Genomic DNA, 24671 nt, shown 5'->3' with positions numbered 1-24671 from the left:
TTTTTTATGCTTTGTAGTTTTTAAAGCTTCCATTTTTAAAGAAAATAATTATTCTTTCAATTTCTAAATCTTCTTTATTCTGTAAAGGTTCTATTAACTTACTTTCAGTAGGATTCATTATTTCTTCTTTAGAAAACAGCGAAGAGGGTGTATATTCATCCTTTTTGACTGATACTTTCGGAAATTTTCCACTTCCATTTAACAACCAATAAAGATCAACTTCAGGAAAAGCTTTTAATATTTTTAGTACAAAATCTAAACTTGGTTTATTTCTACCAGACAATAGGTGAGAAATGCTCGATCTTTGAACATTAATTTTATCAGCTAATAATGCAGCTGATAATTGATAATAATTCATAATAATATTCAGTCTTGCTATAAAATCTTCAATATTAATCATAGTTTACATTTGTAAATTATCTATATATTTACAAATGTAAAAAATAGGATTCACATGTACAACTTTAAGTTGTTTATACATTCATTAGATGTGAATTTAATTAAATTATTAATTTAGATAATTTATCTTAAACTATTGATATAAAGTAATTAAAATATTGTATATAAGTATTGTTTATAATTGATTAGTTATTCATAACATCTCCATTATACAATTTACAACTTAGTTTACAGCTGTAATCTAATTAAAGCTTACTCTTTGTTTACATTTGTAAAAAACACTAGATTTACATTTGTAACTTTAAAAAAATACTAAATACTTAAAGTAGTTTAAATATATCTGTATTTTTGTTCTATGGAAGAAATAAACATTGCACATTTAGAAAATTGGTACGCTTCTAATTTTGAATCACGCTTAAAAGGTAGAAGGATTTTATTTGAAGATATTGAGCCGTTGATAAAAAAAGTTGCACCCATTTTAAAAAAAGAAGTAATTGGATACTCTACCAATAATATTCCAATTTATAAACTTACCATTGGAAAAGGTTCTAAAAAAATACTTACTTGGTCGCAAATGCATGGAAATGAAAGCACTGGAACCAAAGCTTTGTTCGACCTCTTTAATTTTTTAACAAACCCAAGTGTTCAGTTTAACCATATAAAAAGTGAAATACTTAACAACTGTACCTTACAATTCATTGTAATGCTAAACCCTGATGGAGCCATTAAATTTACAAGAGAAAATGCTGAAAATATTGATTTAAATAGGGATGCTGTCGCTTTAAAAGCTACGGAAAGTAAAATTTTAAGGAATACCTTAGATAATTTCAACCCTAAATTTTGTTTTAATTTACATGACCAACGATCAATTTTTAATGTAGAAGGAACCAAAAATCCTGCAACCATTTCATTTTTAGCTCCTTCAGAAGATAAAGAGCGAACTTTAACAGAGGGAAGGAAAGAAACTATGAGTGTTATTGTAAGCATGAATGAATTACTTCAAAAATACATTCCTAACCAGATAGGTAGGTACACCGATGAATTTTATCCTACTGCAACAGGAGATAATTTTCAAAAATTAGGACATAACACTATTTTAATTGAAGCTGGTCATTATAAAAATGATTACGATAGAGAAATAACAAGAAAGTATAATTTTTATGCGATATTACAAGGTTTATACTTTATTGCTAAGTCTGAAAAATTTGAGAACTATCAACCTTATTTTAAAATTCCAAATAATGACAAAAAGTTTTTAGATATCATTTATAAAAATATTGAAATAGTCGAAAATAATAAAAAGAAAAGAGTGGATATTGGTATTCAGCTTAAATTCAAAGTGATAAATGGTAAATTTGACATTTATAAATGCATCGAAATAAAGGGAGATTTATCAAATTATTTCACTTATAATACTATAACTGCGGATAATATAAATTTTAAGGAATTAAAATTGTCAAATTCGTAAATATTTTATTCTTTTTTCAAATTTTTTTAATAAATTTGCATATTATATTTTTATTTTTAATAAAAACACATCATGAAAAAATTTGTACTAGATGAAATAGATCATCAAATACTAGATATTCTTATAGAAAACGCAAGAACACCTTTTACAGACATTGCAAAAAAATTAGTAGTATCAGCTGGAACCATCCATGTTAGAGTTAAAAAAATGGAAGATGAGGGAATTATAAAAGGCTCCACTTTAACTCTTGATTATGAAAAAATGGGATATTCCTTTATATCTCATGTTGGAATTTATTTAGCTAAAACATCCAAAACTAAGCAAGTTGTAAGAGATTTGAAGAAAATTCCAAACATTACAATTGCTTATATTACAGCAGGTAAATACAATATATTTTGTAAAATAAGAGCAAAAGACACCAATCATGCAAAAGAAATAATTTTTGAAATAGATGACATTGATGGAGTTTCAAGAACAGAAACGATGATTTCATTAGAAGAAAGTATTAATGATAAAACACGTTTAATGCATTCCATTTTTAGAGAAATCTAAGCATCTTATTTTTAACGATTAAATACCTTATCATTTTTTATGATAAGGTATTTTTGTTTTAACGCTTTATTAGTACATTTGAGTTTATTTAAAATCTATGAAATCAACCCAAAATAACCCTTCATTGGTTTTCAATAGAAAGGGATACACAGATAAGCAGCTAATAGACCTCTATAAAGCAATTTTAAAACCTCGATTAATTGAGGAAAAGATGTTGATTCTTTTAAGACAAGGTAAAATTTCCAAATGGTTTTCAGGCATTGGTCAAGAAGCAATTTCTGTTGGTATAACTAAAGCCTTAAATTTTGATGAATATATTTTACCAATGCATCGAAATTTGGGTGTTTTTACAACTCGAAATATTCCATTGCATCAACTTTTTTCACAGTGGCAAGGTAAAAAGGGTGGGTTTACCAAAGGAAGAGATCGTTCTTTTCACTTTGGAACGCAAAAACACAAAATTATTGGAATGATTTCTCATTTAGGGCCTCAATTAGGTATTGCTAATGGAATTTCTTTAGCCAATTTATTACGTAATGAAAAAAAATTATGTGCCGTTTTTTCTGGTGAAGGAGGTACTAGTGAGGGTGATTTTCATGAAGCACTAAATGTTGCAGCAGTTTGGAGTTTACCCGTTCTTTTTTGTATTGAAAACAATGGTTACGGTCTTTCTACCCCTTCAAACGATCAATTTAAATGTAAAAACATTGCAGATAAAGGGATAGGCTATGGCATGGAAAGCCATATTATTGAAGGAAACAATATTTTAGAAGTTTATTCAAAAGTAAATGAAATAGCTAAAAGTGTTCGCAAAAGTCCTAGACCCGTACTTTTAGAGTTTAAAACCTTTAGAATGCGTGGGCATGAAGAAGCAAGTGGTACTAAATACGTTCCAAAAGAAATGTTAGATTTTTGGGCTTCAAAAGATCCTATTGAAAATTACCATGCCTTTTTAAAAGATGAGCAGATACTTTCTGAAAAATTAGACGTAATTATTAAAGAAGAATTGCTTCTAGAGATTAGCGAGAATTTAAAAGAAGCCTTTTCAGAGCCTGAAATACATTCAACAATTGAAGAAGAACTTGCTGATGTTTACACGCATACGAACTTTATAGAAATTACTCCTTCAAATAAAACTTCAAATATTAGATTTGTTGATGCCGTTTCTCAAGGACTTAAACAGTCTATGGAGCGTTTCAATAACTTGGTGGTTATGGGACAAGATATTGCTGAATATGGTGGGGTTTTTAAAATTACTGATGGCTTTTTAGAAGCATTTGGAAAAGAAAGAGTTAGAAATACTCCCATTTGTGAATCTACCATAATTGAAACTGCATTTGGATTGTCAATCAACGGCTATAAATCGGTTGTAGAATTACAATTTTCAGATTTTATAACTTCTGGGTTTAATCCTGTTATTAATTTATTGGCAAAATCTTATTACCGTTGGGGTCAAAATTCTGATACCGTTTTAAGAATGCCTTGTGGAGCAGGTGTAGGAGCAGGGCCATTCCATAGTCAAACCAATGAAGCTTGGTTTACTAAAACTCCAGGGTTAAAAGTTGTATACCCAGCGTTTCCATACGATGCAAAAGGTTTATTAACAACTGCAATTGAAGATCCTAATCCGGTGTTATTTTTTGAGCATAAAGCCTTGTACAGATCTATATATCAAGAAGTTCCTGAAGATTATTATACCATTCCGTTTGGTAAAGCTGCAATTATAGAAAAAGGTCTCGATTTAACAATTATTACTTATGGAGCAGGAGTTCATTGGGCACTTGATGAAGTTAGCAAACACCATATTTCTGCAGATATTATTGACTTAAGAACCCTACAGCCTTTAGATACAGAAACGATTTATACTTCTGTAAAAAAAACAGGTAAAGTATTAGTTTTACAAGAAGACACTGTATTTGGAGGTATAGCTTCAGATATCTCTGCTTTAATAACTGAAAATTGTTTCCAATTTTTAGACGCCCCAGTTAAACGCGTTGGCAGTATTGAAACTCCCATTCCATTTGCTAAAAACTTAGAAAATTTATATTTAGCTAAAAGCAAACTTTACACTGAAATTTTAGATTTATTGAATTATTAAACTTTTATTTTTTTAGGCTGATTAAAATCATATAAAACATAATGGAGAAGTTTTAATTTTAACATAAGATGTTAAAAGAAAAAAAAGAATTTTATAAAGTTTGTTTCGATACCATGCAAGTTGGGATACTTGTTTGTAATGAGCAAAAAGAAATTGTACTAGAAAACAACCCTTTAAATAGTATTTTCGGCTATCAAAATAATGAACTACATGGATTAAGTACTACCGATATACTTAAAGACATTGCGTTGTTTAATGACTTTATACAACATCCTAAAAATCAGAAATATAAAGTTCCAATTGAATCAATAGGAGTTAAAAAGAATGGTCAAGAAATTCCTATAGAACTTACTTTTGGAAAATTAGAATATGAAAATCAGTTTTATTATAAAGCTTTGATTTCAGATATTAGTGAACGAAAAGAAAAAGAAAAAAAAATAACCACCTTAAACTATCAATTAGAAGAGGAGGTTAAAAATCGTAACAATGAGCTTGAAAAAGTTGTAGAGCAACTAAAAAAATCTTTAAACAAAGAAATTGAACTAAATCATCTAAAAACTAAATTTATTGCGCTGGCTTCACATGAATTTAAAACGCCGTTAAGTGCTATTTTGTCATCTACAGAATTAATTGTTAAATATACAGAATTAGAAAAGTATCATAAACGAGATACTCATGTAGCTAAGGTTAAAAGTATGATCCATCATTTAAATGGAATGTTAGATGATTTTTTAACTTTAGAAAATATAGAATCAGGAAATATAAAACCTTGTTACACTCCCCTAAATTTAAATAAGTTAATTAAAGAAATTACCAAATTTACCAAACCTTCATTAAAAAAGGGACAGGTTTTGATTTTTGAAAATCAAATTGATGAAGAAATATATCAAGACCCAAAATTATTGAAAATTATTTTAACAAACTTATTGTACAATGCCATTAAATATTCTGATGAAGAAAGTGAAATTCATGTAAAAATTAGTCAAAATAAAAATAACATTTATTTCAGTGTAAAAGACTATGGTATAGGAATCCCTGAAGCAGAACAAAATTTAATATTTAATCGTTTTTTTAGAGCTAAAAACGTGTTGTATTATCCAGGAACTGGGATAGGGCTAAATATTGTAAAAGGATATGTTACAAGTTTGAAAGGTACTATTTCATTTGTAAGTAAAGAAAATAAAGGAACTAGCTTTAAAATTCAATTACCAAAAATTACGATTCAATGAATAAAAAAGTATTATTAATTGAAGACGATCCTGCTGTTAGAGAAAATACAGCAGAAATATTAGAATTAGCTAATTTTTCAGTCCAAACGGCTAACAATGGTAGGGAAGGAGTCACAGTCGCTAAATCTTTTATTCCAGATATTATAATTTGCGATATTTTGATGCCTGAATTGGATGGGTTTGGAGTGTTACAAATACTATCTAAAACACCAGTTTTAGAACATATTCCTTTTATTTTTTTAACTGCAAAAACAAACCATGAAGATTTAAGGAAAGGCATGGAGTTAGGCGCTGATGATTATATAAAAAAACCTTTTGAAGAATCTGAACTTTTAAGAGCCATAGACAGTAGATTAAAAAGAGTTGAAGCCTTTGAAGTTAAAAAAAAGTTTAAGTTTTCAACAAATAACACAAAATATAAAAGTTTAGGGAATATTAAAAACATTGAACATTACTTAGCTAAGAAAAAAGTATATACATATAAAAAAAACGAAACTATTTATTGTCAAGGAATCCAAAGCAATCATTTATATTTAATTAAAAATGGTTTGGTTAAAACCTATAAATCTAATGAACTAGGAAAAGAATTTATTACAAGTTATTATACAAATATGCAGTATTTTGGCTACGCATCATTTGTAAAGCACACTCCTCATTTTGAAAATTCTAAAGCCATTGTAAATACTCAATTATATAAAATTAGTAAAGAAGAAATTATTGCTGTAATAAATGACAACAACCATATACTTTACAATTTTATTGATTTGTTAGCTAGTGATTTAATTGATATAAAAAAACAGTTAATTACAACTGCTTATAGCTCTGTAAGAAGAAGAACAGCTTTAACCTTAATTAAATTATTAGATAAATATCCTACAAAAAGTACTAATGAAATTAGTATAAGTCGAATTAATTTGGCCAATTCTATTGGTATAGCAAAAGAATCATTGATAAGAACTTTGCATGATTTTAAAGAAGAAAAACTAATAAAAGTAACTGCAAAAAGTATTACCATTATTGATATTCCTAAGCTTCTTAAAGTAAATTAATCAAATTTATATTGATGAAAATCATTTTTTATATTGATGTGCATCATTGCAATTTGAACTATCCACCCGTAATTTTGATTAAATAATTAAAGCCACTTTTATATAAAAGAAAAAGAAGTGATGCTATTATAAGTGAGCCTAAAAAAGGTTTATGCTAAAGAAAACTTTAAAAAGATTTTTTAAGAATTAAAAAATGTTTGAAAACAAAAATTAAAAAATCTTTTTTATTAAAATAAAATCTAATAAAGTGAAAAGGTTAATCCCAAAACAAAATAAATTAAAGCCTAATTGCAGTATTGAGCATTTACATAAAAACACCCTAAAATGGATTTCCGAATTTCAGTTTATAAAAGTAGAAGAGGAGTTCTTAAAAGAGTTGTTAGCTGAACACATTATTGAGTTTTGTTCAGAAAAACATTATAGTAAAGCAAAATTACTGTTTAACGGAATAAGTCATGAAACTGTTCTTAGAGAAGAATTGATTAATGATATTAAAGAACATAAAATAAATTTAGCCTTATTATTAGAAAATATTTATCTAAAAAAAGAAGGTGTTTTTAGAAAAACACATGAAATATTAAAAAAAGAAGTACAAAATTATTTTGAAAATTTTAAATATATAAAACTAGAAATATTTGAACTGGTATTAACTATTTTGAAAAATGAAAAGCAAAAAAGATTAGTTATAAATATTTAAATAAATCTAAATTTTTATATACAGAATTAAGTTGTTTTATTGGGGGTAAAATGCTTAGCAAATTAAATATATTTATAATAAATTTTAAAAGATTAATTAGGTATTTGTTTTATATATAACTAAAAAGTTCAATTATTTCACCGTTTTCGAATTATAGTTCTTTCATATTTTGTATGATATCATAAATTGTAATTGATCAACCATTACAAATAAAATATTGTGGACGTGACAATTTAAATGGGAGGTTGCTCAATTGTAAAAGAAAAAGTTTTAATAAAAACTATTTATTTTGAGGTGAAAGTGGTTTTTATTTAACCAAATCGTATTTATCATCATATAAATATTTAAATTCAGCAAAAAATAGCTTAACTATAATTCGAAAACGGTGTTTTTAAAATTCAAATTGCCAACTAAATTTTTCAAATATTTTCAACCAATTGAGTGGTAAATCAGCATATAAATCTAATTTTTCTTTTGTTAATGGGTGCTCAAAATGTATGGAGTGTGCATGCAAAAATAAATTATCACAATTCAATTCATTTTCAAACATCCTATTATGAAACCGATCTCCGTATTTATAATCACCCACAATAGGATGACTAATTTTATTCATATGAATTCTAAGCTGATGCATTCTTCCTGTTGCTGGCTTTAATCTAACTAAACTATATCTTGATGTTTGGTAAGGATGAACAGCAATATCTAATTGTTTGTTAAGTATTGGTTCACATAAAGTTTCTGCATCTTTATAAAGTTTAGTATCAGGGTGTTTTACAGGAGACTTAATTGTACAGGGAGTTTCAATAAAACCTCGAACAATGCCTAAATATTTTTTTTGAATGCTATTAGAATTAAATAATTTTTGAAAAACAGCTACATATTTCTTTTGTTTAGCCAAAACCAATACACCAGAAGTTTTGCGATCTAACCTATGAATTGGATAGTAATTTTCTTGAAACTCTTCCTTTAATAAATCAAGTAAAGTAGCTTCTTTTATATTTCTAGCATAGTATGAATTATGAATTAAAATCTTATTGGGTTTATTAACAACAATAATGTAATTATCTTCAAAAAGAATCTCAATTTTCATGCCGCAAATATACTTTTTTTATTATTCTAGGTTAAAGTAAACTCTAAATAATTTAATTGCTAATCTTATAAAATTAGTAGGTCTTTTTTATATCTTTGAATAAAAAAATAATTATATTTAATACTTACAGCTAAAATCAATTAAATAACTTAAAGCTTAAAAGAAAATGAAAAAACTATGCATGTTTGCTGTGGTAATTTTTACCATAATTTCTTGTGGAACTCCCAAAACAGTGATTCAGTCCAAAAAAGTAATCAAAGGCTATTGGAACTTAGATATGGTTACTTATAGTGAATCGGGTGATTTTAAAACGCTACTTCTAAATGACGCTTTAGCAACTTGTTTTGAAGGAAGTACTTGGAGGTTTATACCTAACAATAATACTGGTAATTACACCATTAATAATCAAAATTGTGTGCTAGGAGAAAGATATTTTATTTTTACCATTCAAGAAATTGATCCTAACACTGGTTTGTATGATTTCTTATTAAAACCTACTAACGAAAAGGAGAAATCAGAAGATAATAAAGGTTTTAGATTGAATTTAACTCAATTATCAGAATCTACCATGCAATGGCAACAAACGGTATTATTAGGTGGACAACCTTTAAAAATTAATATGAACTTTTCAAAAATCAATGAATAATGAAAACACTTATAAAAAAAATAACGATAACAATATTTTCAACTATTTTAGTAGTTAACCTAAGTAGCTGTGAAGCAACAAAAAACGCTAGTAATACTCAAAAGGGAGGAGCAATTGGTGCTGCTGGTGGAGCTATTTTAGGAGCCATTATTGGTAATAATGTTGGTAAAAAAGGTGATGGTGGTGAGCTAGGAGCTGTAATTGGTGGAGTAGTAGGCGGGACTGCTGGAGTTCTTATTGGTAAAAAAATGGACAAACAAGCACAACAAATTGAAGAAGAAATTCCTGGAGCTGTGGTAGAACGCATTGATGATGGTATTGTAGTAACCTTTGATGAAAACAGCGGAGTTTATTTTGATACTAATAAATACAATATTAATGATGCTTCGGATGCTTTATTAAATAAATTAGCGAATATTTTAAAAGAATATCCAGATACCAATGTTTTAATTGTTGGGCATACAGATAGTACAGGTGCTGATGCTTATAATATGACCTTATCAAAAAACAGAGCCTATGCAGTAACTAATTTTTTCATTCACAATAAAGGGTTGAATTCTTCGCGATTTACTACAAATTGGTTTGGTGAAGAACAACCTGTTGCTGATAATACTACCGTAGAAGGGCGATCAAAAAATCGTAGAGTAAATATTGCGATTGTTCCTAACGATAAAATGAAAGAAGATGCAAAGAAAGAAGCAGAAAATTAAAAAATAAAAGATCATTTTAAAAAGACTGTCTTAAGACAGTCTTTTTTTATAAAAAAAATTAAAATTTAATGGTGAATTACCTACAAGATTTTACCATACTACCAAAACTAACAATGTTAAACTGGTTTTTTGCAATTCTTGGTGCCTTTTTGTTAGGGGTTGGAAAAGCTGGAATTAAAGGAATAGGAGTTGTTATTGTAACTTTAATGGCCATTGTTTTTGGAGGGAAATCTTCAACGGGAGTACTAATACCTATGATGGTTTTTGCAGATATTTTAGCCGTTATTTATTATCATAGACATACTCAATGGAAATATTTAGGAAAGCTTTTACCAACCATGATAATTGGAGTATTGATAGGAGTGTGGTTGGGAAACGATATTTCCGACGAACTTTTTAGACGTTTAATGGGAGCTTTAATTCTTGTGATTGTAGTTATTATGATTGTAATGGACAAACATACATCTACTCATATTCCTCAAAATAGCGTTTTTTCCAACAGTATGGGATTATTATCTGGATTTACCTCTATGATTGGAAATTTAGCAGGCTCTTTTTCAAATATCTACTTTTTAGCAATGCGCTTACCTAAAAATGAATTTATTGGCACTGCAGCTTGGTTGTTTTTTATTATAAATGTATTTAAACTTCCTTTTCATATGATTGTTTGGAAAACCATATCAATTCAAAGTATTTCAATTAATCTAATTTTATTACCCATAATTATCTTCGGATTTTATACTGGAATTAAGTTGGTAAAACTCATAAATAATCAATTGTACAGAAAGTTTATTATTTTAGTAACTGCTGTAGGAGCTTTGTTAATTTTATTTAAGTAAAAATTATACTAAATGTTAGAACATTTTTTTCAATGTCCATATTGTTGGGAAACAATTTCTATGTTGTTAGATAGTTCAATTGTTGATCAAATTTATATTGAAGACTGTGAAACCTGCTGTAACCCTATTGAAATTCATGTCACTTTTGAAAAAACAAACCTTGTTTTGTTCAAAATCAATAATAATGAATAGAAAGTTTAAATAAACCAAATTAACATATTGATATTCTATTCTTTATATGTTTTAATTTTTTAATGAATTTCTTTTTAAATACATTAAAATTAAGATAGAAGACAAACTACAAACTAAAAACCCAATAAATAGAGGAAGTGCTGTAGAAGTTACAAAGCGACCAATAAAAGTGCTAATAGGGACTGCCATAATTGTAGAAATAAATCCAGTAATCGCAGCACCAATTCCAGCAATATGTCCTACAGGTTCCATTGCTAAGGCTCTTAAATTTCCAAATAAAAATCCAATGGCAAAAAATTGCAAACCAAAAAATACCAATAAAATTTCAATAGGTGGATTGGTATTACCATTAAACAACATAATATAAAGTAATGAAACACTAAAAAATGTTAGGAGTGAAGTAGTTACTAATTTTTCCATTCCAAATTTTAAAACCAATGCACCATTTAAAAACGTTGCTGAACCAATGGCAATGGCCAACCCAGCAAATATAAAAGGAAATTCTTCTTTTAAATCGTATTGAAACTGAAATATTTGTTGCGCTGTACTCAAATATACCATAAATGATCCAGTTACAAATCCTGAAATTACCGTAAAACCAATAGTGCGTTTAGATTTTTTAATTTCTTTTAAACCATCAATAAAAATATGACTTGAAAATTTAACACGCTTTTCAATAGCTAAAGTTTCTGGTTGTCTTAACCAAAACCATCCACTAACTAACACGCTAAATAACAATTGAATATAAAAAATGGCTTGCCAATTATAGTGATCTAACACAAATTTTCCCATGGCTGGTGCAACAATTGGTACTAAGATAAAAACAACAGTTATGAACGACATAATTCTAGCCATATAATCACCACTATAAGTATCTCTAACCATTGCTATACTAATGGTTCTTGGTGCTGAAAGTCCAATACCTTGTAAAATTCTGCCAAAAACCATCATTTCTAAACTTTCAGAATACACACAAATTAAACTTGCAATAATAAACAAACCAAAACCCATATATACAATTGGTTTTCTGCCTAAACTATCAGAAATAGGTCCAAAAAATAAAGGACCTAAACCCAGTCCCAAAAATATCATTGTAATTAGCAGTTGATTATCAACCGTTTGTGTAGTTCCTATAGAAATTCCTATAAAATCAAGTGCTGGTAATAAGGCATCTATAGCTAAAGCAACTATAGACATAAGTGAAGCCATTAAAGCTATAAATTCAAACTGTGATGATTTTTTTTCTAGCATTTAGCAAATGTACTATAATTTATTATTGGGATGTATAGAGTGGAATTTAAAATTCACTATTTAACATAATATAAATTATAGTACAAATGTTCATTTATGTTGTTTAGCCATTGTTTCCATTTGATAGCTATAATGTAGTATTATGTAAAATATCCCAGAAGCATTAGTTTTCATAAGAATAATTTGAACTTGGGTCATTAAACTAATAAGCGGTTTGCTTCGCAGCGTTTAAAAAACATTATGTATCTATAATTAGCCGTTATGTAAAATAGCCGCTAACAAGCGCTCGATTGTTTTATAAAATCAAATTGCTCTGGCAATTTATTTTACACACAATTATCCAACGCTTGCCAACGCCAAAATAAAAGCTAACCTTTTTACTCTTATTAAAAATCGCGTATTCGATAAAATGTACGTAATAAAAAATTTTAGACGATTCTCGTGGATTGCCACAAGAGCATAAATTTTATGAAATCGACTTTTTAGGAGATTCACGAACACCTTTGAAGTTTTTGCAAATAATTAAATATGTGAGTAAAAATAAAATTCTATGCACTTGTTATATTTAGAACTCCAATTAATCTTTTTTTAATGATTCATTATCTTTTGTCTTGAAACAAAAGAAACAAAAATTCAAGGCTGCATATAATTTTGGAAACAATTAACGGTTCATTCGCTATATTTTAGGAAACATTCGAACTCGTTAACATTGCTTTGAAATCCTATATATAATTGAAACTCTTAAGAATATTTATTACTAAACCCCTAAAATATACACGCTCATTTCTCCTATTGTTTTAACCAAAATTTTATGAGGCCAAGTTTAACATCGAAATTCTATTTTACATAATATTTATGAAACTGGAATTAATCTATTCTCAATCATCCAATTATGAGCATTAACTATATTAGTTCTAGTAAACTTCTTTTTTTTCTCTACAGACCAATCAAAAACTTTTTCAATTAGTATTTCAGTAGAAAATTCTTCGTTTTCTTTAATAAATTCATCCAGGCAAGAATATATAGTTGCAACAAGCTCAACTTTTTTAGTTGGCGGTTTTCCAAAAGTTTTTATCAACCATTCTATTCCATTAATGTCATTACTATAGTACTTGTTAAAATACGTTTTATATGACATGATTTTTTCATCTGGAATATATTCATAAGTATTAAAGTTTATTCCAGATTTTACTTTTACATCAAACCATTTAAGCCTTTTAAATTCTCTATCTATTGAATGCATAAATTTAGCATCGAATGGTCCAGCTGCTTGTTTTACATATCTTACAGATAATTCCATATTGGAAACTTGTTCGCACAAGTACATAAGTTTCATAAACTTCACATGGCCAAAGGTTCTTTCATTATGTAAATTATATACTATTTCAGCGCCTAATACTACTCTTTTAAAAAAAAAGGCTTTACTCATTTGCATTTCTTTCTTCTTAAACGAAGATTGGATTTGCTTAAGCCCCTTATTTATAAATTTCTCTACATCAACTCCATTTTCTTCTAAATAATCTCTGGCAGTATCTTCGTTAAAACTAACGGAATCAGCAAAGTCTTTTTCAAATTGCTTTATTTTATTTAGCTTCCTATCTTTATGCATCACTTACTTTTAAGTAATATTTTGATTTCATTATCTAAAAGACGTTTTAGTCTTCTATATCTATTATCGAATTCACTTAATGGAATATCTAAGTCACTACATATTTCAGCTCGCTTTGAATCTTTATAATATAGCAAATCAAAAATTTCTTTCAGATCTGATTTATTCTTAAGTTTTTGCTCCATTTTTTTTACAAAAACCTTCTCATCAATATTATTTTCTATGTATTTATCTTCTTCGTATAAATGCTCCAATGAGAACTCTGAATTAGTTTCGTTTTCATCATTTGTCTTTTCGAAAATAACTCTTTTTCTAATTCCTGCCGAATTCTCAAAATTAGAAATTAGTTGTCGCAAGATATTATATTTTAAATAATTGATTAAATCAGGGTTTCTACTTGGATTAAATTTATCTTTATTCTCAAGATATTTTGTAATTGTCTCCATTGCAAAATCATAAGCAAGTTGGTCTCTCCTATTTGTGAATTTCTTATTTCCTAGTAAACTATACGCAAATGCCATAAGGACAGGAATTACTCTCTCCCACTCTACTTTGTCGTAGTTGTTTTTAATTTCTAGTTTACCAGAATGTATTACTCTCATTAATTAATGCTAATTAAAAAATAAAAATTACCATTCGCATGGTAATTAATTGCATTTGCTTAGCATATATAAATGTAAGCAATGGGTTACAAGGTAATGATAATATAAATTTTAATAGTAAAAGTTATGGCAAAAAACAAGCCGGTTGGAGACAACGCAAGAAAAGGGGCAGTAAAACAACGCTCGCAAGTGTTAAACACTAAAACAAATCTTTATGTAAAGAGAGATACAGAAACTGGAAAGTTTATGGATGTAAAAACATCTGGAGGTAAATTTAAAGGAGTTAGAAAAGAAAAATAATTTTAAATAAATAAGTATGATTAAAAAATTACAATTGAATTCCCAATTATATCCAGCTGATGTAATTGTAGCAAAAAAAAGAAATGGATTAGGTAGAATACTTAATCATTATGTTGTTTATGTTGGAAACGAAACATTTATAGGCAATCTTCAAGATGGCGTTAAAGTTTTATCTGAATCAGAATTATCTGATTTACTAGTAGACTATGAACCAGTAAGAATAGAACCATTTGAAGGTACAGATTTTCAAAGAAACCAAGCGATAAATAGAGCATATCATAAATTAGGTCAAAAATACAGTTTGCTAAATTTTAACTGTGAGCATTTTGCTAATTGGGTACAAAAAGGCAAAGAGAATAGTGTTCAAGTCACAATTTTATTTTCTGTTTTGGTTTTAGGTCTAACATATAAATTAATAAAAGTAAATAATGGGAAAAGAAGGTAAACGACTTCTAGTATACTTTGTAATTCTCATTGTATCTACAATTTATCTTTTTGTTAGATATTTTGTTTTAACTAATGTTTCTGATTTTCACAAAGAAACTCTTGTTGGATTAGCAGTAGCAGGTGTTACATCATCTGTTGTTGGTTTTTATGAAATCATTAATTCATATGGACGTTATTTTTGGAAAGCTTTGAACTGTTCTGTTTTCATTCCTAATAAAAAAGTATATGTGTCATTAAGCTACCTTTTACGAATAAAACTTCACGGAAGTGAAAAGTATTTATTGGTAAGAGGTAGTAAAATTGATCAGTATCAACCAGTTGGTGGTGTATACAAATTAGTAGGTAATAAATGCATTATTAAAGAATGGGAAACTGAACCAAAATCGGATAAGAAAAACCAAAAAGACTTACGCTTTTTTGTTAAAGCTAAATATTTACCGAAAATCATTAAGTGGTTTAAATCTGGGAAAGACAGAGAAGTTGGAATTTGGAGAGAATTTTTTGAGGAACTTGTAGAAACTAAAATTGTTAGTAAAAAGAATTTCATCACTATAAATGCTGAACAAATAAAAACTGTAGATAAGCTATTAGTTAAGGAAAATCGCTTTAAAGATGAAACTTACCATACTTTAATCTATAATATTTATTCGGTTGAATTAAATAATAAGCAGACTAAGGAATTAGTGAAATTAATGACGAGCAATCCTATCACAAATGATTACGCTTTTGTGACTAGAGATGAAATTAAGAAGGAATGTTTTAATAATAATAAAACAAGAATTGGACAACACACTAAATACATTATATAAAAATGAATTTACAACAATATTTACATGATAATGGTCTTCAAAGAGAAGATATATTAACGCGAATTGCAGTTTCATTAGAATTAGATGAAACGAGAAAACAGAGAATGGAATCGGCTTACAATGCTGTATATGATATACTTGAAAAAGATGAATTATTTTTTTCAAAAGTTGATTTTTTAGTATATCCTCAAGGGTCAAAAGCAATAGGAACAACAGTAAAACCAAGAGGTAAAGAAGAGTTTGATTTAGATATAACTGTTGAAATAAGAGATCCTTATTATAACTATACTTCATCAGAGATATATAATCACTTAATTCGAGTTTTAAGTAATAATGATATTTATAAAGAGAAGTTAGTTAAGAAAAATAGATGTGCACGTATTGATTATGTAGGAGATTTTCATATGGACGTGCTTCCTGGTTGTATTGTAATTAATGGTGATAGCAAAATTATGGTTCCAGACAGAGAATTAAGTTCTTGGACATCGTCAAATCCAAAAGGCTATGCAAATTGGTTTACTCAAAAAGCAGAAACAATATCTAGTTCAAACCTTAACAAAGCGTTTAGAACATTCTCCGCTTTAAATGAGGCAAAAGCTGAGCAAGAAGAATTACCAAATGATGATATCTATAGCAAAGAACCTCTTAAAAGAGCTGTACAGTTAACAAAGAGATATCGAGATATCTATTTTGAAAAAAATCCAAAACATAAAACTTCAAGTATTGTTTTAACTACAATTTTTGGTGAATTATATGATGGAGAACCATCAATTTATCAAACTATAGATAGTATTTTAAATAAAATAGTAAAGCGATATACAGATTATCAATATTTATTTGAAAGTCAAGGTGTATACAAAAGAATAAAAGTTTTAAACCCAGTAAATTCAGATGAAGATTTTACTGAAAAATGGGACAAAGAGAAAGAATATTACAATCAATTTATTGCTTTTGCTAAAAGCTATAAGGAGAAATGGGAAAAGCTAAAAAATGGAAATTTTGGAGTTGCTGAAGAATTATTTGGAAGTGATAGAATTAAAGGAATCCTTACAGAGCAATTAAAAGAGTTATCAAAAAATGAAGGAAATCAATTGGAAGCTGCTGGTGTGACAATAATGTCTGGAAACACTTTTGTAGATAAATCTGGAAATGTAAATAATTCTACAGGATATAAAAGCAAAGAAAATAGAAATTTTGGAGGTATTGAGTAGTATTAATATAAATAAAAAATATAGACTGCCAGATATAGCAAAAGACCTCATTAGTGCACACATTCAGCAAAACTTAATTGAGGATAACTTTGATTGGATTAAATCATTTGTTAAAGACGGAAAACTTATTGGAGGTGGAAAAATTAAGCCTAAAGGTTGCAAAAACAATTATGAAATAGTTTTCGAGTATGACCCAAACAAAAAAGGCAGAAAAGAAAACATTTTTGTGATAGATAAGGCAATTAAATTTGGGAAAGTTCCACATTTATACAATAACCATAGCCTTTGTTTATATCATCCAAGTGATTTGTCTCCATATATGCAATTTAATTTTGTAGATGCAATTCCTTGGATTTCAAAATGGCTTGTTACTTATGAATTGTGGTTAAAATATGGTATTTGGTTGGATAAAGAAGTTAAGCATTAAATAAAAAACATTAAAGCCTTTACATTTCTATTTATTAAAGTATATTTATAAGAAGTAAGATCTTTTCATAGACCTTGATTTAGGGTTATTAGTAATTAGGTCACTAGTTGCAAGTGTTATCAGCTATTTAGTAGAATTATTATCAAAATTAAAAAGCAATATTATGAGAACATATGTAATTACATTATTCAAGTCGTTTATTGTGCAAACAGTTTTATTTGCACTAACATGTTTAATTCAGTTTGTCGGAGGAGAGCCCAACTTCCTTTCCGCCTGATGCTCCCGAGTTAATTGGTGACTTTTACTACCTAAATCAAACTATGTTTTAAAAAGGGAAAAGGGAGGTTCGACTCCTCCGTCAGGCTCTAAAAAACCAGCTCTTTAAAAGCTGGTTTTTATTTTGTCTAAAACTTATATTCTTTAATTGTAGAGGTAATTTTTGTCAATACAAACCTTTTGCCTTTATCATAGCTAAGTGTTTTTTTAAATTTTTATCATCTTTAAAATGAGGATGCTTTTCCAACTTTTTATATTCATCAATGACATTTTTTGAAAAACCTTCCTTTTCTACCATTGAAAAAACTCGTTGCATCTCTTCTGCTCTATATTTAGCCTTTTCAAAAGTCTCTTCTCCATTTTTATCATCCGCATAATAGTCTTGTATTTTAAAATGAATATCTATATGTCCTGATTTGCTTAATATCCAGTTTTCAGCATTGGATTGTGTTATTTCATTTGTAGTAAATGCGAAATCTTTGTCGTGTATTAATCTATTTATAACAGTATCTCCATCTTCGTAAGTATTAGGATGAATCTCTAAAAAATGATATGAATCTAATGGTAGTGTTATTACTGAATCGACATCAAAAAGACCTGCAAACTGATTAGTTTTCATATGTCTGATAGAAACAGGATTATCACAAGTTATTAAAGGTGCAGTTTTATCTTCAATTTCAATTACGTTAATTACACAACCATATTTGAAATGAACAAATTTCATCCATTGTTCAAGATGCCTAACGTGAAATATAGTTTTATTCTCTTTTTGAAAATCCTTTTTAATACTTTCAATTTCATCTTTATGAAATTTTACTTGCTTACCAAAATAATTTAAGGTTACAACTCCATTTTTATCTGCATAAGGAATGGCGTTATCAAAGATTTCATCAGTAATTTTATTATGTTGATTTAGATAATGTGGTGTTCTAAAATATAAAGATAAGCAGACGTATAATATTTGAAACTTCTGATTTTTATCAACTCTTTTTATAGATTTGTCAGTAAGGATTTTATAGACATTAGGATATTCAGAATCTACATTATCAGCATAATACGTTTCTAAAGCAAATTTTTTTGATTCATCATTGGTTTCTATGGTATAGATATGCTTCTCTAGACAAATATCTTTAGTACTTAAATCCTTTAGTAAAACTTCATCATCTAATCTGTAACCGTCAACAACAAAAGTTTTTTTTCCTTTTTCCGTAGCAAAGTTCTTTAAGTATGAACGAGGTATATAGTGTTGTCTTACGGGTTTTGACATTATTATAATTTTTTAAGAATATGGTAATAATAATTCATTCTTTAAATTTAATTTTAGATATCAAAGATAATATTATTAGTATTAATCCATTTCACACACATTCCACTACTTTCCTACCGTCGCTTCGTAAAAAGAGTGTTCCATTAACATTGTAAAAGAAACTTTTTAGAATAAATTTTTTAAAGAAACTGTAGTAATAACTTTCGCTTTTAACCAAAGCTCAAGTTACATAACGCAGAACATTATAGTACAAATGTCAATATTTATTATTGTTGTATCTTTTATTTGTACTTCCTCAATTAAAACCATATATGACACCAATCTAAATTCTAAAAGTGTAAAGCATTTATAATATTATCATATTATTTAAATTGCTACCAAATGTATTGATTACTTTTGCAAGGCAATTAATATAGCTAAGCATCCATAAAAAATGAATCAACTTTTCAACTATCTTAATATATCATGGTACAAATCTTTTAGAAATACGTTTTTAAGCGATCCAGATAGATTGTTGGCTTTTAAAGCTACCTTTGTTATTGGCACACTTGTTATTTTAATGGTGATTTTTGGCTATCCGTTTTATGGAGTAAGTTTGGGTTTAGGTGCTCTGGCTGGTACTTTATCTGAAACTGATGACCACCCTAATGGACGTTTAAAATCAATGGTACTAAAAGTTTTAAGTTTTGCCATTTCAAGTTTTTCTGTAGAGTTATTACAACCTTATCCAATATTACTAGCTATAGGACTCTCATTTTCTACCATTATATTTATTTTAATAGGCGGAATTAGTGAACGATTTAGAGGTGTAACTTTTGGAGCGCTACTTATAGGTATCTATACCATGATTGGAGCTGACATAAGTCCTAATTGGTATGTTCAGCCTATTTTATTAACCACTGGAGCATTTATTTATGGTGTTTTATCCTATATTTTATTAAGCTTAAAGCCATACAGTTTAATTGAAGAGCAATTAGCAAGAGGCTTTACAGCTCTTTCGTTGTATTAGAACGAAAAATCTAAATTATTTCCAAGTGATGAACCTACAGAAAAAGAAATACGTGCCAAGCTAGCCTTACTAAATGTACAAACTGTTGAAGCCTTAGATAAATGTAAAGCAGTATTGAATAGTTATGGAGAGTCACTTTCTAATCAGCAACCGCTTCAACCATACCTACATTATTTTATGGTATTACAAAGCTTGCATGAACGGGCTGCATCAAGCCATGACCCTTACAATTTATTAAGTGCAAATCCTCTAAATAATGAATTAATTGGTGGAATTCGTCAATTATTACATGAATTGGCTCATGCCACCCAAAATTTTTCTAAAAGTTTACTTACTGGCATTTCTTACAAACATCCAATTGCGTTAGATTGGTTGGTGAAAACTACCAATAGTTTATTACAAAATAATAAATTAACAATATCTCAACCTATTAAATTGCTCATCCTTAATTTAAGTAAATCTCATATCACTTTAAAAAATATTCATCAAAATAACCTGTCTAATTTACTTCCAAGATTAGAAAAAGATTCACGCACTTATTTTGAACGTTTAAAAGCACAGTTAAATATAAATCATCCAAGAATGCGGCATGCTTTAAGGTTAAGTGTTTCTTTTTTAATTGGTTTTACCTTGTCAGAATATTTTCATATTGCTAAAGGAGAATGGATTGTGCTTACCATTTTATTTGTTTTACAACCTAGCTATAGTGAAACAAGAAGAAGGCTATTTCAAAGAACTGTTGGTACATTGGCTGGTGTGATAATTGGTGTCTTAATTATACAACTATTTTCATTTTCAGGACAAATAGTTTTAATGTTAGCTTCCTCTTATTTATTTTTAATTTGGATGAAGCGACGCTATTCTATCAGTGTTATTTATGTTACAATTTTTGTACTTTGTGCCTTTAATATTATTGCTAATAAAGGAGTTGATGTAATGGCTCCTCGTTTAATAGATACAATTATTGGAGCAATTATTTCATTTGTGGTAGTTCGATTTTTATGGCCGGAATGGCAATATAAAAAATTACCAAACTTGTTGAGTGAAGCCATTCTTAAAAATACAACTTACTTTAAGGCAATTTTAGAAGAATATAAAAAACCAACAACTGATGATTTAGAATATAGAATTGCTAGAAGAGAAGCACATAGAGCTGACAATGCGTTAGTTACTGCCTGGCAAAATATGCAGTTAGATCCTCAAAAACAACAACAATTAAAAAAAGTAGCATTTAAACTAACTTATTTAAATCACGCTTTACTTTCTTATGTTTCTGCATTGGGTGCACATAGAAATCAAAATCAACAAGAAAAACTATCCCATCAAGTCTTTGAAATTCACATTTTAAAAGCATTAGAAGAATCGCATCATTGGTTGATAACCCAAAGCAATAACAAAATTGAAAACATTGAAGATACTTTAGAAAAAATTAGTAATCAATTGCTAAATACGAACAAAGAAATCACACAAATTCAATATATTTTACTATTTAATATTGCTGAAGTAACTTTACAAATTCTTGAGCAAGCTAAACTTTTTAAACTAACATCAGTTGCTACAAAACCTTTAAAATAGTATAAAATATTATAATTATGAATTGTAAACAACTGTAACCATATTTTTTAAAAAATAATTTTTTTATTTATATTCAAATATTTCTTTTATACATCTTATTTCTGCAATAGTTCTAAACCTTGGTTGACTCCTTTTTCTATTGCTGGAACACCTTTTTCCATCCATACAGGTTTTGGAGCGTTTTTTAAATAATAATCAAAAAATTGTTGCATTCTAATATTAAAATCCTTCCTATTTTGGAGTTTTAATGGCCAATGTGGCTCTCCGTTATAATTTAAAAACCAAGATGGTTTACCCAATCTTCTTAAAGCGGTAAAAAATTCAATACCTTGATACCAAGGCACATGCCCATCTGCATCATTATGCATTATCAACAGCGGTGTGTTAATTTTGTCAATTGCAAAAATGGGTGAATTTTCTATATATCTCATTGGAAATTCCCAAGGAGTTCCCCCTATTCTGCTTTGAGTATGTTCATACTGAAATTGTCTACTTAAACCTGTCCACCATCTAATTCCTCCATAAGCACTAATCATATTTGGTACAGGTGCACCAGATTCTGCAGCCTTAAAAATATTTGTTTTAGTAACTAAATAAGCAATTTGATAGCCTCCCCAACTATGTCCTTGCACACCTATATTGTTTTTATCGACAAATCCTTTTTCAATAAGAGATGTAACTCCAGGAATAACGCAATTATAAGCGCTTTCTCCTGGATATCCAACTCTATAATAAATATCTGGATTAAAAATTATATAGCCTCTGCTAGCATAAAAACTATAGTTAATAGTGGATCTTCCAGCTGATGGAGCCTTATGATTATGCAATCCATCAGAACTAGTTTCATAAAAATTAACAATCATTGGGTACTTTTTTGAAGCATCAAAGTTTTCAGGTTTAATAAGCATTCCTGTTAATTTAATACCATCTAATGAAGTCCAATGAACTAATTCGGCTGTTCCCCAGTTGTAGTTTTTTTGTTGAGGGTTTGCATTGGTGATTTTAATTGGCGATTTAAAATTTAAATTTGAGAGCCATAAATCTGGAAATTCTTCAAAAGACTGTCGTGTAAATAACAGTTGATTTTCATTTACTGCTTTAAGGGGTCTTGAAAATTTAAAGTCTCCATTTAACAACTGTTCACCTTTATTATTTTTTGGATTATACTCGTAATAACCAGCACTTTTATCTATTTCATTGAACGTGCTTAACAGCCATTTTTTATCTTTATTTATTGAAACTTCTTCTGCATCTAATTTAAGATAACGATAAACCGTTTTAGTTTTTCTTCCATTGGTTAGTTGTTTACTCTCACCATTGGAAGGGTCAAATTCCCAAATATCATACCTATCATATAAAATAACTGTTTCATCATTATTTGTCCAACCTGCAACTCCATAAGATCCTGGATAATTTGGGCTATCATTTAATTCATCATAAAAAACTCTATTTTTTGTTAAATTAATTAGTTTATTAGTTAAAATATGGTAAGAAAACCAAGTACTATCAACTAAGTTATAACCATAAACATAATTAGCTTTTGGACTTAAGCGTACCCTGCCCTTTACATTAGTAAGCATGTTTTTGGTTTCTCCAGTTAGGGCATTTACAAGTGCATAATCACGAGCTGTACTTCCCTCCCATTGACTTTGAAGTTGGTAAGGCTTTGGGTTATTTACTAATGCATAATTAGCATCTCCTTTAGCACCAATTTCTGTATTAGGATATTTTTTTGAAGCTAATTGAACCAGTTTATTATTGTTTAAGTGTAAAACGGCTGTATATGATTTTTTAGCATCATTTTTAGCTTGCATTTCTTGAACTGTATACAATTGAGGCTCATTATAAGTCCAAACTTCTACATTTACAATATCTTCATCAAGTAACGTCGTATCTTTCACAATTGGTGGTAATGACAAACCAAAATATAATTTAGAATTATCTTCAGAAAATGAAATTTTAGCATCAGAAGAAACCAAAAAACCCTTTGGTGTAGTTGTGTTGTCTATTAATTTAGTAGCTTTTTCTTTAGTTGTATTCCAAGTGTAAAGTTCATTGGGTCTAATTTGTGCTTTTGTTGTATCAGCATCCACAACAAAAGCTGCCTTTTGTCCATTATTACTGAATGTAAAATTATAATAATTTCCTTTTTTAGTTGAATGAATATTTTTTAAACCACCTGTTTCTATATCATAAATATAAACTCCAGATTTAAAAATATCCTCTACACCAGTTGAAATAAATGAAAGCTTTTTTCCGTCCTTTGCAAACGAATAATTGGTAACAAATTTGAAAGTATCTTGTTTTGAAGTTAATAAGTTTCTAAGGATTAAATGGTAGCCATTTTTTTTACTTACTTTTTTACTTTTTTTAGAGATAGATTTTTTAGCTAAAGAATCCGATTTTTTATTAGAATTTTCTTTTGGTGTTTCATCTAATACATAAGCGACTACACCTGACCATTTTTCTGGTATTTTATACGATTTAACATTTCCAATTTTAATAAAATCATTGGTGTTTAAATTAAAAATGCCCAAAGTATCTTTTGGTAGTTTATCTTTTTTTACTTTCTTTCTTTTTAATTCTTTAATACTGTCTTTCCATGGCTTTATTGAAAAAAAGGCATTATTTGAATCGTAAGAAAACTGACCATATTCGGCTCTTTCATATTCTAAAACTAAAGAACCATTAGAATTCTTAATTTTTAAATAACTATCTTTCTCTCCCTGCTTCAAAGAGTAAATTATAAAATCTCCATTGGAAGAAATACTAGGTTTTTCAATGGTATTCCAAAGATCAACATCTTTATGATCCAGTATTTTTTTTTGAGCAAAAACGCTTATTGTACATAAAATTAAAAAAGTAGTAAAAATAGCTTTCATTGTTAAATGATTAAATTAAGCTATAAATATACTTGAA

The 24671-nt window shown here is 28.3% G+C and carries 23 protein-coding genes and 1 pseudogene; 17 read left to right on the top strand and 7 right to left on the bottom strand.

The annotated features are described in order from the left end of the window. Positions 1 to 4 precede the first annotated feature (4 nt). Positions 5 to 400 carry a helix-turn-helix domain-containing protein gene (locus tag ACFQZW_RS09085; protein WP_386782527.1) on the bottom strand — a complete coding sequence of 132 codons (396 nt, stop codon included), beginning with the start codon at positions 398 to 400 and terminating at the stop codon, positions 5 to 7. 354 nt (positions 401 to 754) lie between these two features. Here ACFQZW_RS09085 and ACFQZW_RS09080 point away from each other — a divergent pair, with 354 nt between their 5' ends. The 6 genes from ACFQZW_RS09080 to ACFQZW_RS09055 all read left to right on the top strand — a co-directional run bounded on the left by ACFQZW_RS09080 (position 755) and on the right by ACFQZW_RS09055 (position 7492). Further along, entirely contained in the window at positions 755 to 1867 is a 1113-nt protein-coding gene (locus ACFQZW_RS09080) for a M14 family zinc carboxypeptidase (RefSeq protein ID WP_298262548.1), read from the top strand. A 72-nt stretch (positions 1868 to 1939) separates the two neighbouring features. Beyond that, the gene (locus ACFQZW_RS09075; RefSeq protein WP_298262547.1) at positions 1940 to 2419 is read left to right on the top strand and encodes an Lrp/AsnC family transcriptional regulator; all 480 of its coding nucleotides are present in this window, start codon (positions 1940 to 1942) and stop codon (positions 2417 to 2419) included. A gap of 97 nt (positions 2420 to 2516) precedes the next feature. Beyond that, positions 2517 to 4517 (top strand): alpha-ketoacid dehydrogenase subunit alpha/beta, encoded by a 2001-nt coding sequence (locus ACFQZW_RS09070; protein ID WP_386782524.1) that lies wholly within the window; start codon positions 2517 to 2519, stop codon positions 4515 to 4517. A gap of 68 nt (positions 4518 to 4585) precedes the next feature. Beyond that, on the top strand, positions 4586 to 5746 hold the full coding sequence (locus ACFQZW_RS09065) for a PAS domain-containing sensor histidine kinase (RefSeq protein ID WP_298262546.1): 1161 nt from the start codon (positions 4586 to 4588) through the stop codon (positions 5744 to 5746). After that, positions 5743 to 6795 (top strand): response regulator, encoded by a 1053-nt coding sequence (locus tag ACFQZW_RS09060; protein ID WP_386782521.1) that lies wholly within the window; start codon positions 5743 to 5745, stop codon positions 6793 to 6795. The genes ACFQZW_RS09065 and ACFQZW_RS09060 overlap by 4 nt, the downstream gene beginning before the upstream one ends. Positions 6796 to 7042: 247 nt before the next feature. Then, a complete protein-coding gene (locus tag ACFQZW_RS09055; protein ID WP_298262544.1) occupies positions 7043 to 7492 on the top strand; it encodes a hypothetical protein in 450 nt (149 codons plus the stop codon). Between the two features lie 391 nt (positions 7493 to 7883). Here ACFQZW_RS09055 and ACFQZW_RS09050 read toward each other — a convergent pair whose 3' ends face one another. After that, positions 7884 to 8582 carry a pseudouridine synthase gene (locus tag ACFQZW_RS09050; protein ID WP_386782519.1) on the bottom strand — a complete coding sequence of 233 codons (699 nt, stop codon included), beginning with the start codon at positions 8580 to 8582 and terminating at the stop codon, positions 7884 to 7886. Between the two features lie 166 nt (positions 8583 to 8748). Here ACFQZW_RS09050 and ACFQZW_RS09045 point away from each other — a divergent pair, with 166 nt between their 5' ends. From ACFQZW_RS09045 to ACFQZW_RS09030, 4 genes are all read left to right on the top strand, one after another. Continuing rightward, complete coding sequence (locus ACFQZW_RS09045; protein WP_298262542.1) at positions 8749 to 9228, top strand: lipocalin family protein; 480 nt, start codon at positions 8749 to 8751, stop codon at positions 9226 to 9228. Beyond that, positions 9228 to 9938 carry an OmpA family protein gene (locus ACFQZW_RS09040; RefSeq protein ID WP_298262541.1) on the top strand — a complete coding sequence of 237 codons (711 nt, stop codon included), beginning with the start codon at positions 9228 to 9230 and terminating at the stop codon, positions 9936 to 9938. Before ACFQZW_RS09045 ends, ACFQZW_RS09040 begins: the two co-directional genes overlap by 1 nt. A gap of 68 nt (positions 9939 to 10006) precedes the next feature. Beyond that, complete coding sequence (locus tag ACFQZW_RS09035; protein ID WP_298262540.1) at positions 10007 to 10777, top strand: sulfite exporter TauE/SafE family protein; 771 nt, start codon at positions 10007 to 10009, stop codon at positions 10775 to 10777. Between the two features lie 12 nt (positions 10778 to 10789). Further along, a complete protein-coding gene (locus ACFQZW_RS09030) occupies positions 10790 to 10969 on the top strand; it encodes a CPXCG motif-containing cysteine-rich protein (RefSeq protein ID WP_372802620.1) in 180 nt (59 codons plus the stop codon). A gap of 51 nt (positions 10970 to 11020) precedes the next feature. Here ACFQZW_RS09030 and ACFQZW_RS09025 read toward each other — a convergent pair whose 3' ends face one another. The 3 genes from ACFQZW_RS09025 to ACFQZW_RS09015 all read right to left on the bottom strand — a co-directional run bounded on the left by ACFQZW_RS09025 (position 11021) and on the right by ACFQZW_RS09015 (position 14431). Further along, positions 11021 to 12220 (bottom strand): multidrug effflux MFS transporter, encoded by a 1200-nt coding sequence (locus ACFQZW_RS09025; protein ID WP_386782514.1) that lies wholly within the window; start codon positions 12218 to 12220, stop codon positions 11021 to 11023. A gap of 853 nt (positions 12221 to 13073) precedes the next feature. Further along, the gene (locus ACFQZW_RS09020) at positions 13074 to 13829 is read right to left on the bottom strand and encodes a hypothetical protein (RefSeq protein WP_386782512.1); all 756 of its coding nucleotides are present in this window, start codon (positions 13827 to 13829) and stop codon (positions 13074 to 13076) included. Beyond that, positions 13829 to 14431 carry an RNA polymerase sigma factor gene (locus tag ACFQZW_RS09015; protein WP_386782510.1) on the bottom strand — a complete coding sequence of 201 codons (603 nt, stop codon included), beginning with the start codon at positions 14429 to 14431 and terminating at the stop codon, positions 13829 to 13831. The genes ACFQZW_RS09020 and ACFQZW_RS09015 overlap by 1 nt, the downstream gene beginning before the upstream one ends. Before the next feature lie 126 nt (positions 14432 to 14557). Here ACFQZW_RS09015 and ACFQZW_RS09010 point away from each other — a divergent pair, with 126 nt between their 5' ends. The 5 genes from ACFQZW_RS09010 to ACFQZW_RS08990 are packed head-to-tail and all read left to right on the top strand — an operon-like array spanning position 14558 to position 17625. Beyond that, positions 14558 to 14731: a hypothetical protein gene (locus ACFQZW_RS09010; RefSeq protein WP_171946636.1), complete on the top strand. Its 174-nt coding sequence runs from the start codon at positions 14558 to 14560 to the stop codon at positions 14729 to 14731. 34 nt (positions 14732 to 14765) lie between these two features. Then, positions 14766 to 15176: a lecithin retinol acyltransferase family protein gene (locus ACFQZW_RS09005; protein WP_386782507.1), complete on the top strand. Its 411-nt coding sequence runs from the start codon at positions 14766 to 14768 to the stop codon at positions 15174 to 15176. Next, positions 15160 to 15987 carry an SMODS-associated NUDIX domain-containing protein gene (locus tag ACFQZW_RS09000; protein WP_386782505.1) on the top strand — a complete coding sequence of 276 codons (828 nt, stop codon included), beginning with the start codon at positions 15160 to 15162 and terminating at the stop codon, positions 15985 to 15987. Before ACFQZW_RS09005 ends, ACFQZW_RS09000 begins: the two co-directional genes overlap by 17 nt. A gap of 2 nt (positions 15988 to 15989) precedes the next feature. Further along, a complete protein-coding gene (locus tag ACFQZW_RS08995) occupies positions 15990 to 17198 on the top strand; it encodes a nucleotidyltransferase domain-containing protein (RefSeq protein ID WP_386782502.1) in 1209 nt (402 codons plus the stop codon). Then, entirely contained in the window at positions 17191 to 17625 is a 435-nt protein-coding gene (locus ACFQZW_RS08990; protein ID WP_386782500.1) for a hypothetical protein, read from the top strand. Before ACFQZW_RS08995 ends, ACFQZW_RS08990 begins: the two co-directional genes overlap by 8 nt. 442 nt (positions 17626 to 18067) lie before the next feature. Here ACFQZW_RS08990 and ACFQZW_RS08985 read toward each other — a convergent pair whose 3' ends face one another. Then, positions 18068 to 19168, bottom strand: coding sequence for a DUF4238 domain-containing protein (locus tag ACFQZW_RS08985; protein WP_386782498.1), 1101 nt, complete (start codon positions 19166 to 19168; stop codon positions 18068 to 18070). Between the two features lie 433 nt (positions 19169 to 19601). Here ACFQZW_RS08985 and ACFQZW_RS08980 point away from each other — a divergent pair. Both ACFQZW_RS08980 and ACFQZW_RS08975 read left to right on the top strand, forming a co-directional pair. Further along, positions 19602 to 20579, top strand: a pseudogene (locus tag ACFQZW_RS08980) (FUSC family membrane protein); the annotation flags it as partial. A gap of 180 nt (positions 20580 to 20759) precedes the next feature. Beyond that, on the top strand, positions 20760 to 21752 hold the full coding sequence (locus ACFQZW_RS08975) for an FUSC family protein (RefSeq protein WP_386783055.1): 993 nt from the start codon (positions 20760 to 20762) through the stop codon (positions 21750 to 21752). A gap of 95 nt (positions 21753 to 21847) precedes the next feature. On the opposite strand, the gene ACFQZW_RS08970 is transcribed toward ACFQZW_RS08975, so the two are convergent. Continuing rightward, positions 21848 to 24634: a S9 family peptidase gene (locus tag ACFQZW_RS08970; RefSeq protein WP_386782496.1), complete on the bottom strand. Its 2787-nt coding sequence runs from the start codon at positions 24632 to 24634 to the stop codon at positions 21848 to 21850. Positions 24635 to 24671 lie beyond the last annotated feature (37 nt).

This window comes from Lutibacter aestuarii (assembly GCF_042676885.1).
Taxonomy (GTDB): domain Bacteria; phylum Bacteroidota; class Bacteroidia; order Flavobacteriales; family Flavobacteriaceae; genus Lutibacter; species Lutibacter aestuarii.
Note: the sequence above shows the minus strand (reverse complement) of the source record. Positions and strands in the feature narration are given on the sequence as shown.

What these genes read in the sequence shown, in the direction of transcription:
- ACFQZW_RS09085 (WP_386782527.1), bottom strand. Translation starts at nt 400, where the DNA reads ATGATTAATATTGAAGATTTTATAGCAAGACTGAATATTATTATGAAT.
- ACFQZW_RS09080 (WP_298262548.1), top strand. Translation starts at nt 755, where the DNA reads ATGGAAGAAATAAACATTGCACATTTAGAAAATTGGTACGCTTCTAAT.
- ACFQZW_RS09075 (WP_298262547.1), top strand. Translation starts at nt 1,940, where the DNA reads ATGAAAAAATTTGTACTAGATGAAATAGATCATCAAATACTAGATATT.
- ACFQZW_RS09070 (WP_386782524.1), top strand. Translation starts at nt 2,517, where the DNA reads ATGAAATCAACCCAAAATAACCCTTCATTGGTTTTCAATAGAAAGGGA.
- ACFQZW_RS09065 (WP_298262546.1), top strand. Translation starts at nt 4,586, where the DNA reads ATGTTAAAAGAAAAAAAAGAATTTTATAAAGTTTGTTTCGATACCATG.
- ACFQZW_RS09060 (WP_386782521.1), top strand. Translation starts at nt 5,743, where the DNA reads ATGAATAAAAAAGTATTATTAATTGAAGACGATCCTGCTGTTAGAGAA.
- ACFQZW_RS09050 (WP_386782519.1), bottom strand. Translation starts at nt 8,582, where the DNA reads ATGAAAATTGAGATTCTTTTTGAAGATAATTACATTATTGTTGTTAAT.
- ACFQZW_RS09045 (WP_298262542.1), top strand. Translation starts at nt 8,749, where the DNA reads ATGAAAAAACTATGCATGTTTGCTGTGGTAATTTTTACCATAATTTCT.
- ACFQZW_RS09040 (WP_298262541.1), top strand. Translation starts at nt 9,228, where the DNA reads ATGAAAACACTTATAAAAAAAATAACGATAACAATATTTTCAACTATT.
- ACFQZW_RS09035 (WP_298262540.1), top strand. Translation starts at nt 10,007, where the DNA reads ATGGTGAATTACCTACAAGATTTTACCATACTACCAAAACTAACAATG.
- ACFQZW_RS09030 (WP_372802620.1), top strand. Translation starts at nt 10,790, where the DNA reads ATGTTAGAACATTTTTTTCAATGTCCATATTGTTGGGAAACAATTTCT.
- ACFQZW_RS09025 (WP_386782514.1), bottom strand. Translation starts at nt 12,220, where the DNA reads ATGCTAGAAAAAAAATCATCACAGTTTGAATTTATAGCTTTAATGGCT.
- ACFQZW_RS09020 (WP_386782512.1), bottom strand. Translation starts at nt 13,829, where the DNA reads ATGCATAAAGATAGGAAGCTAAATAAAATAAAGCAATTTGAAAAAGAC.
- ACFQZW_RS09015 (WP_386782510.1), bottom strand. Translation starts at nt 14,431, where the DNA reads ATGAGAGTAATACATTCTGGTAAACTAGAAATTAAAAACAACTACGAC.
- ACFQZW_RS09010 (WP_171946636.1), top strand. Translation starts at nt 14,558, where the DNA reads ATGGCAAAAAACAAGCCGGTTGGAGACAACGCAAGAAAAGGGGCAGTA.
- ACFQZW_RS09000 (WP_386782505.1), top strand. Translation starts at nt 15,160, where the DNA reads ATGGGAAAAGAAGGTAAACGACTTCTAGTATACTTTGTAATTCTCATT.
- ACFQZW_RS08995 (WP_386782502.1), top strand. Translation starts at nt 15,990, where the DNA reads ATGAATTTACAACAATATTTACATGATAATGGTCTTCAAAGAGAAGAT.
- ACFQZW_RS08985 (WP_386782498.1), bottom strand. Translation starts at nt 19,168, where the DNA reads ATGTCAAAACCCGTAAGACAACACTATATACCTCGTTCATACTTAAAG.
- ACFQZW_RS08975 (WP_386783055.1), top strand. Translation starts at nt 20,760, where the DNA reads ATGCGGCATGCTTTAAGGTTAAGTGTTTCTTTTTTAATTGGTTTTACC.
- ACFQZW_RS08970 (WP_386782496.1), bottom strand. Translation starts at nt 24,634, where the DNA reads ATGAAAGCTATTTTTACTACTTTTTTAATTTTATGTACAATAAGCGTT.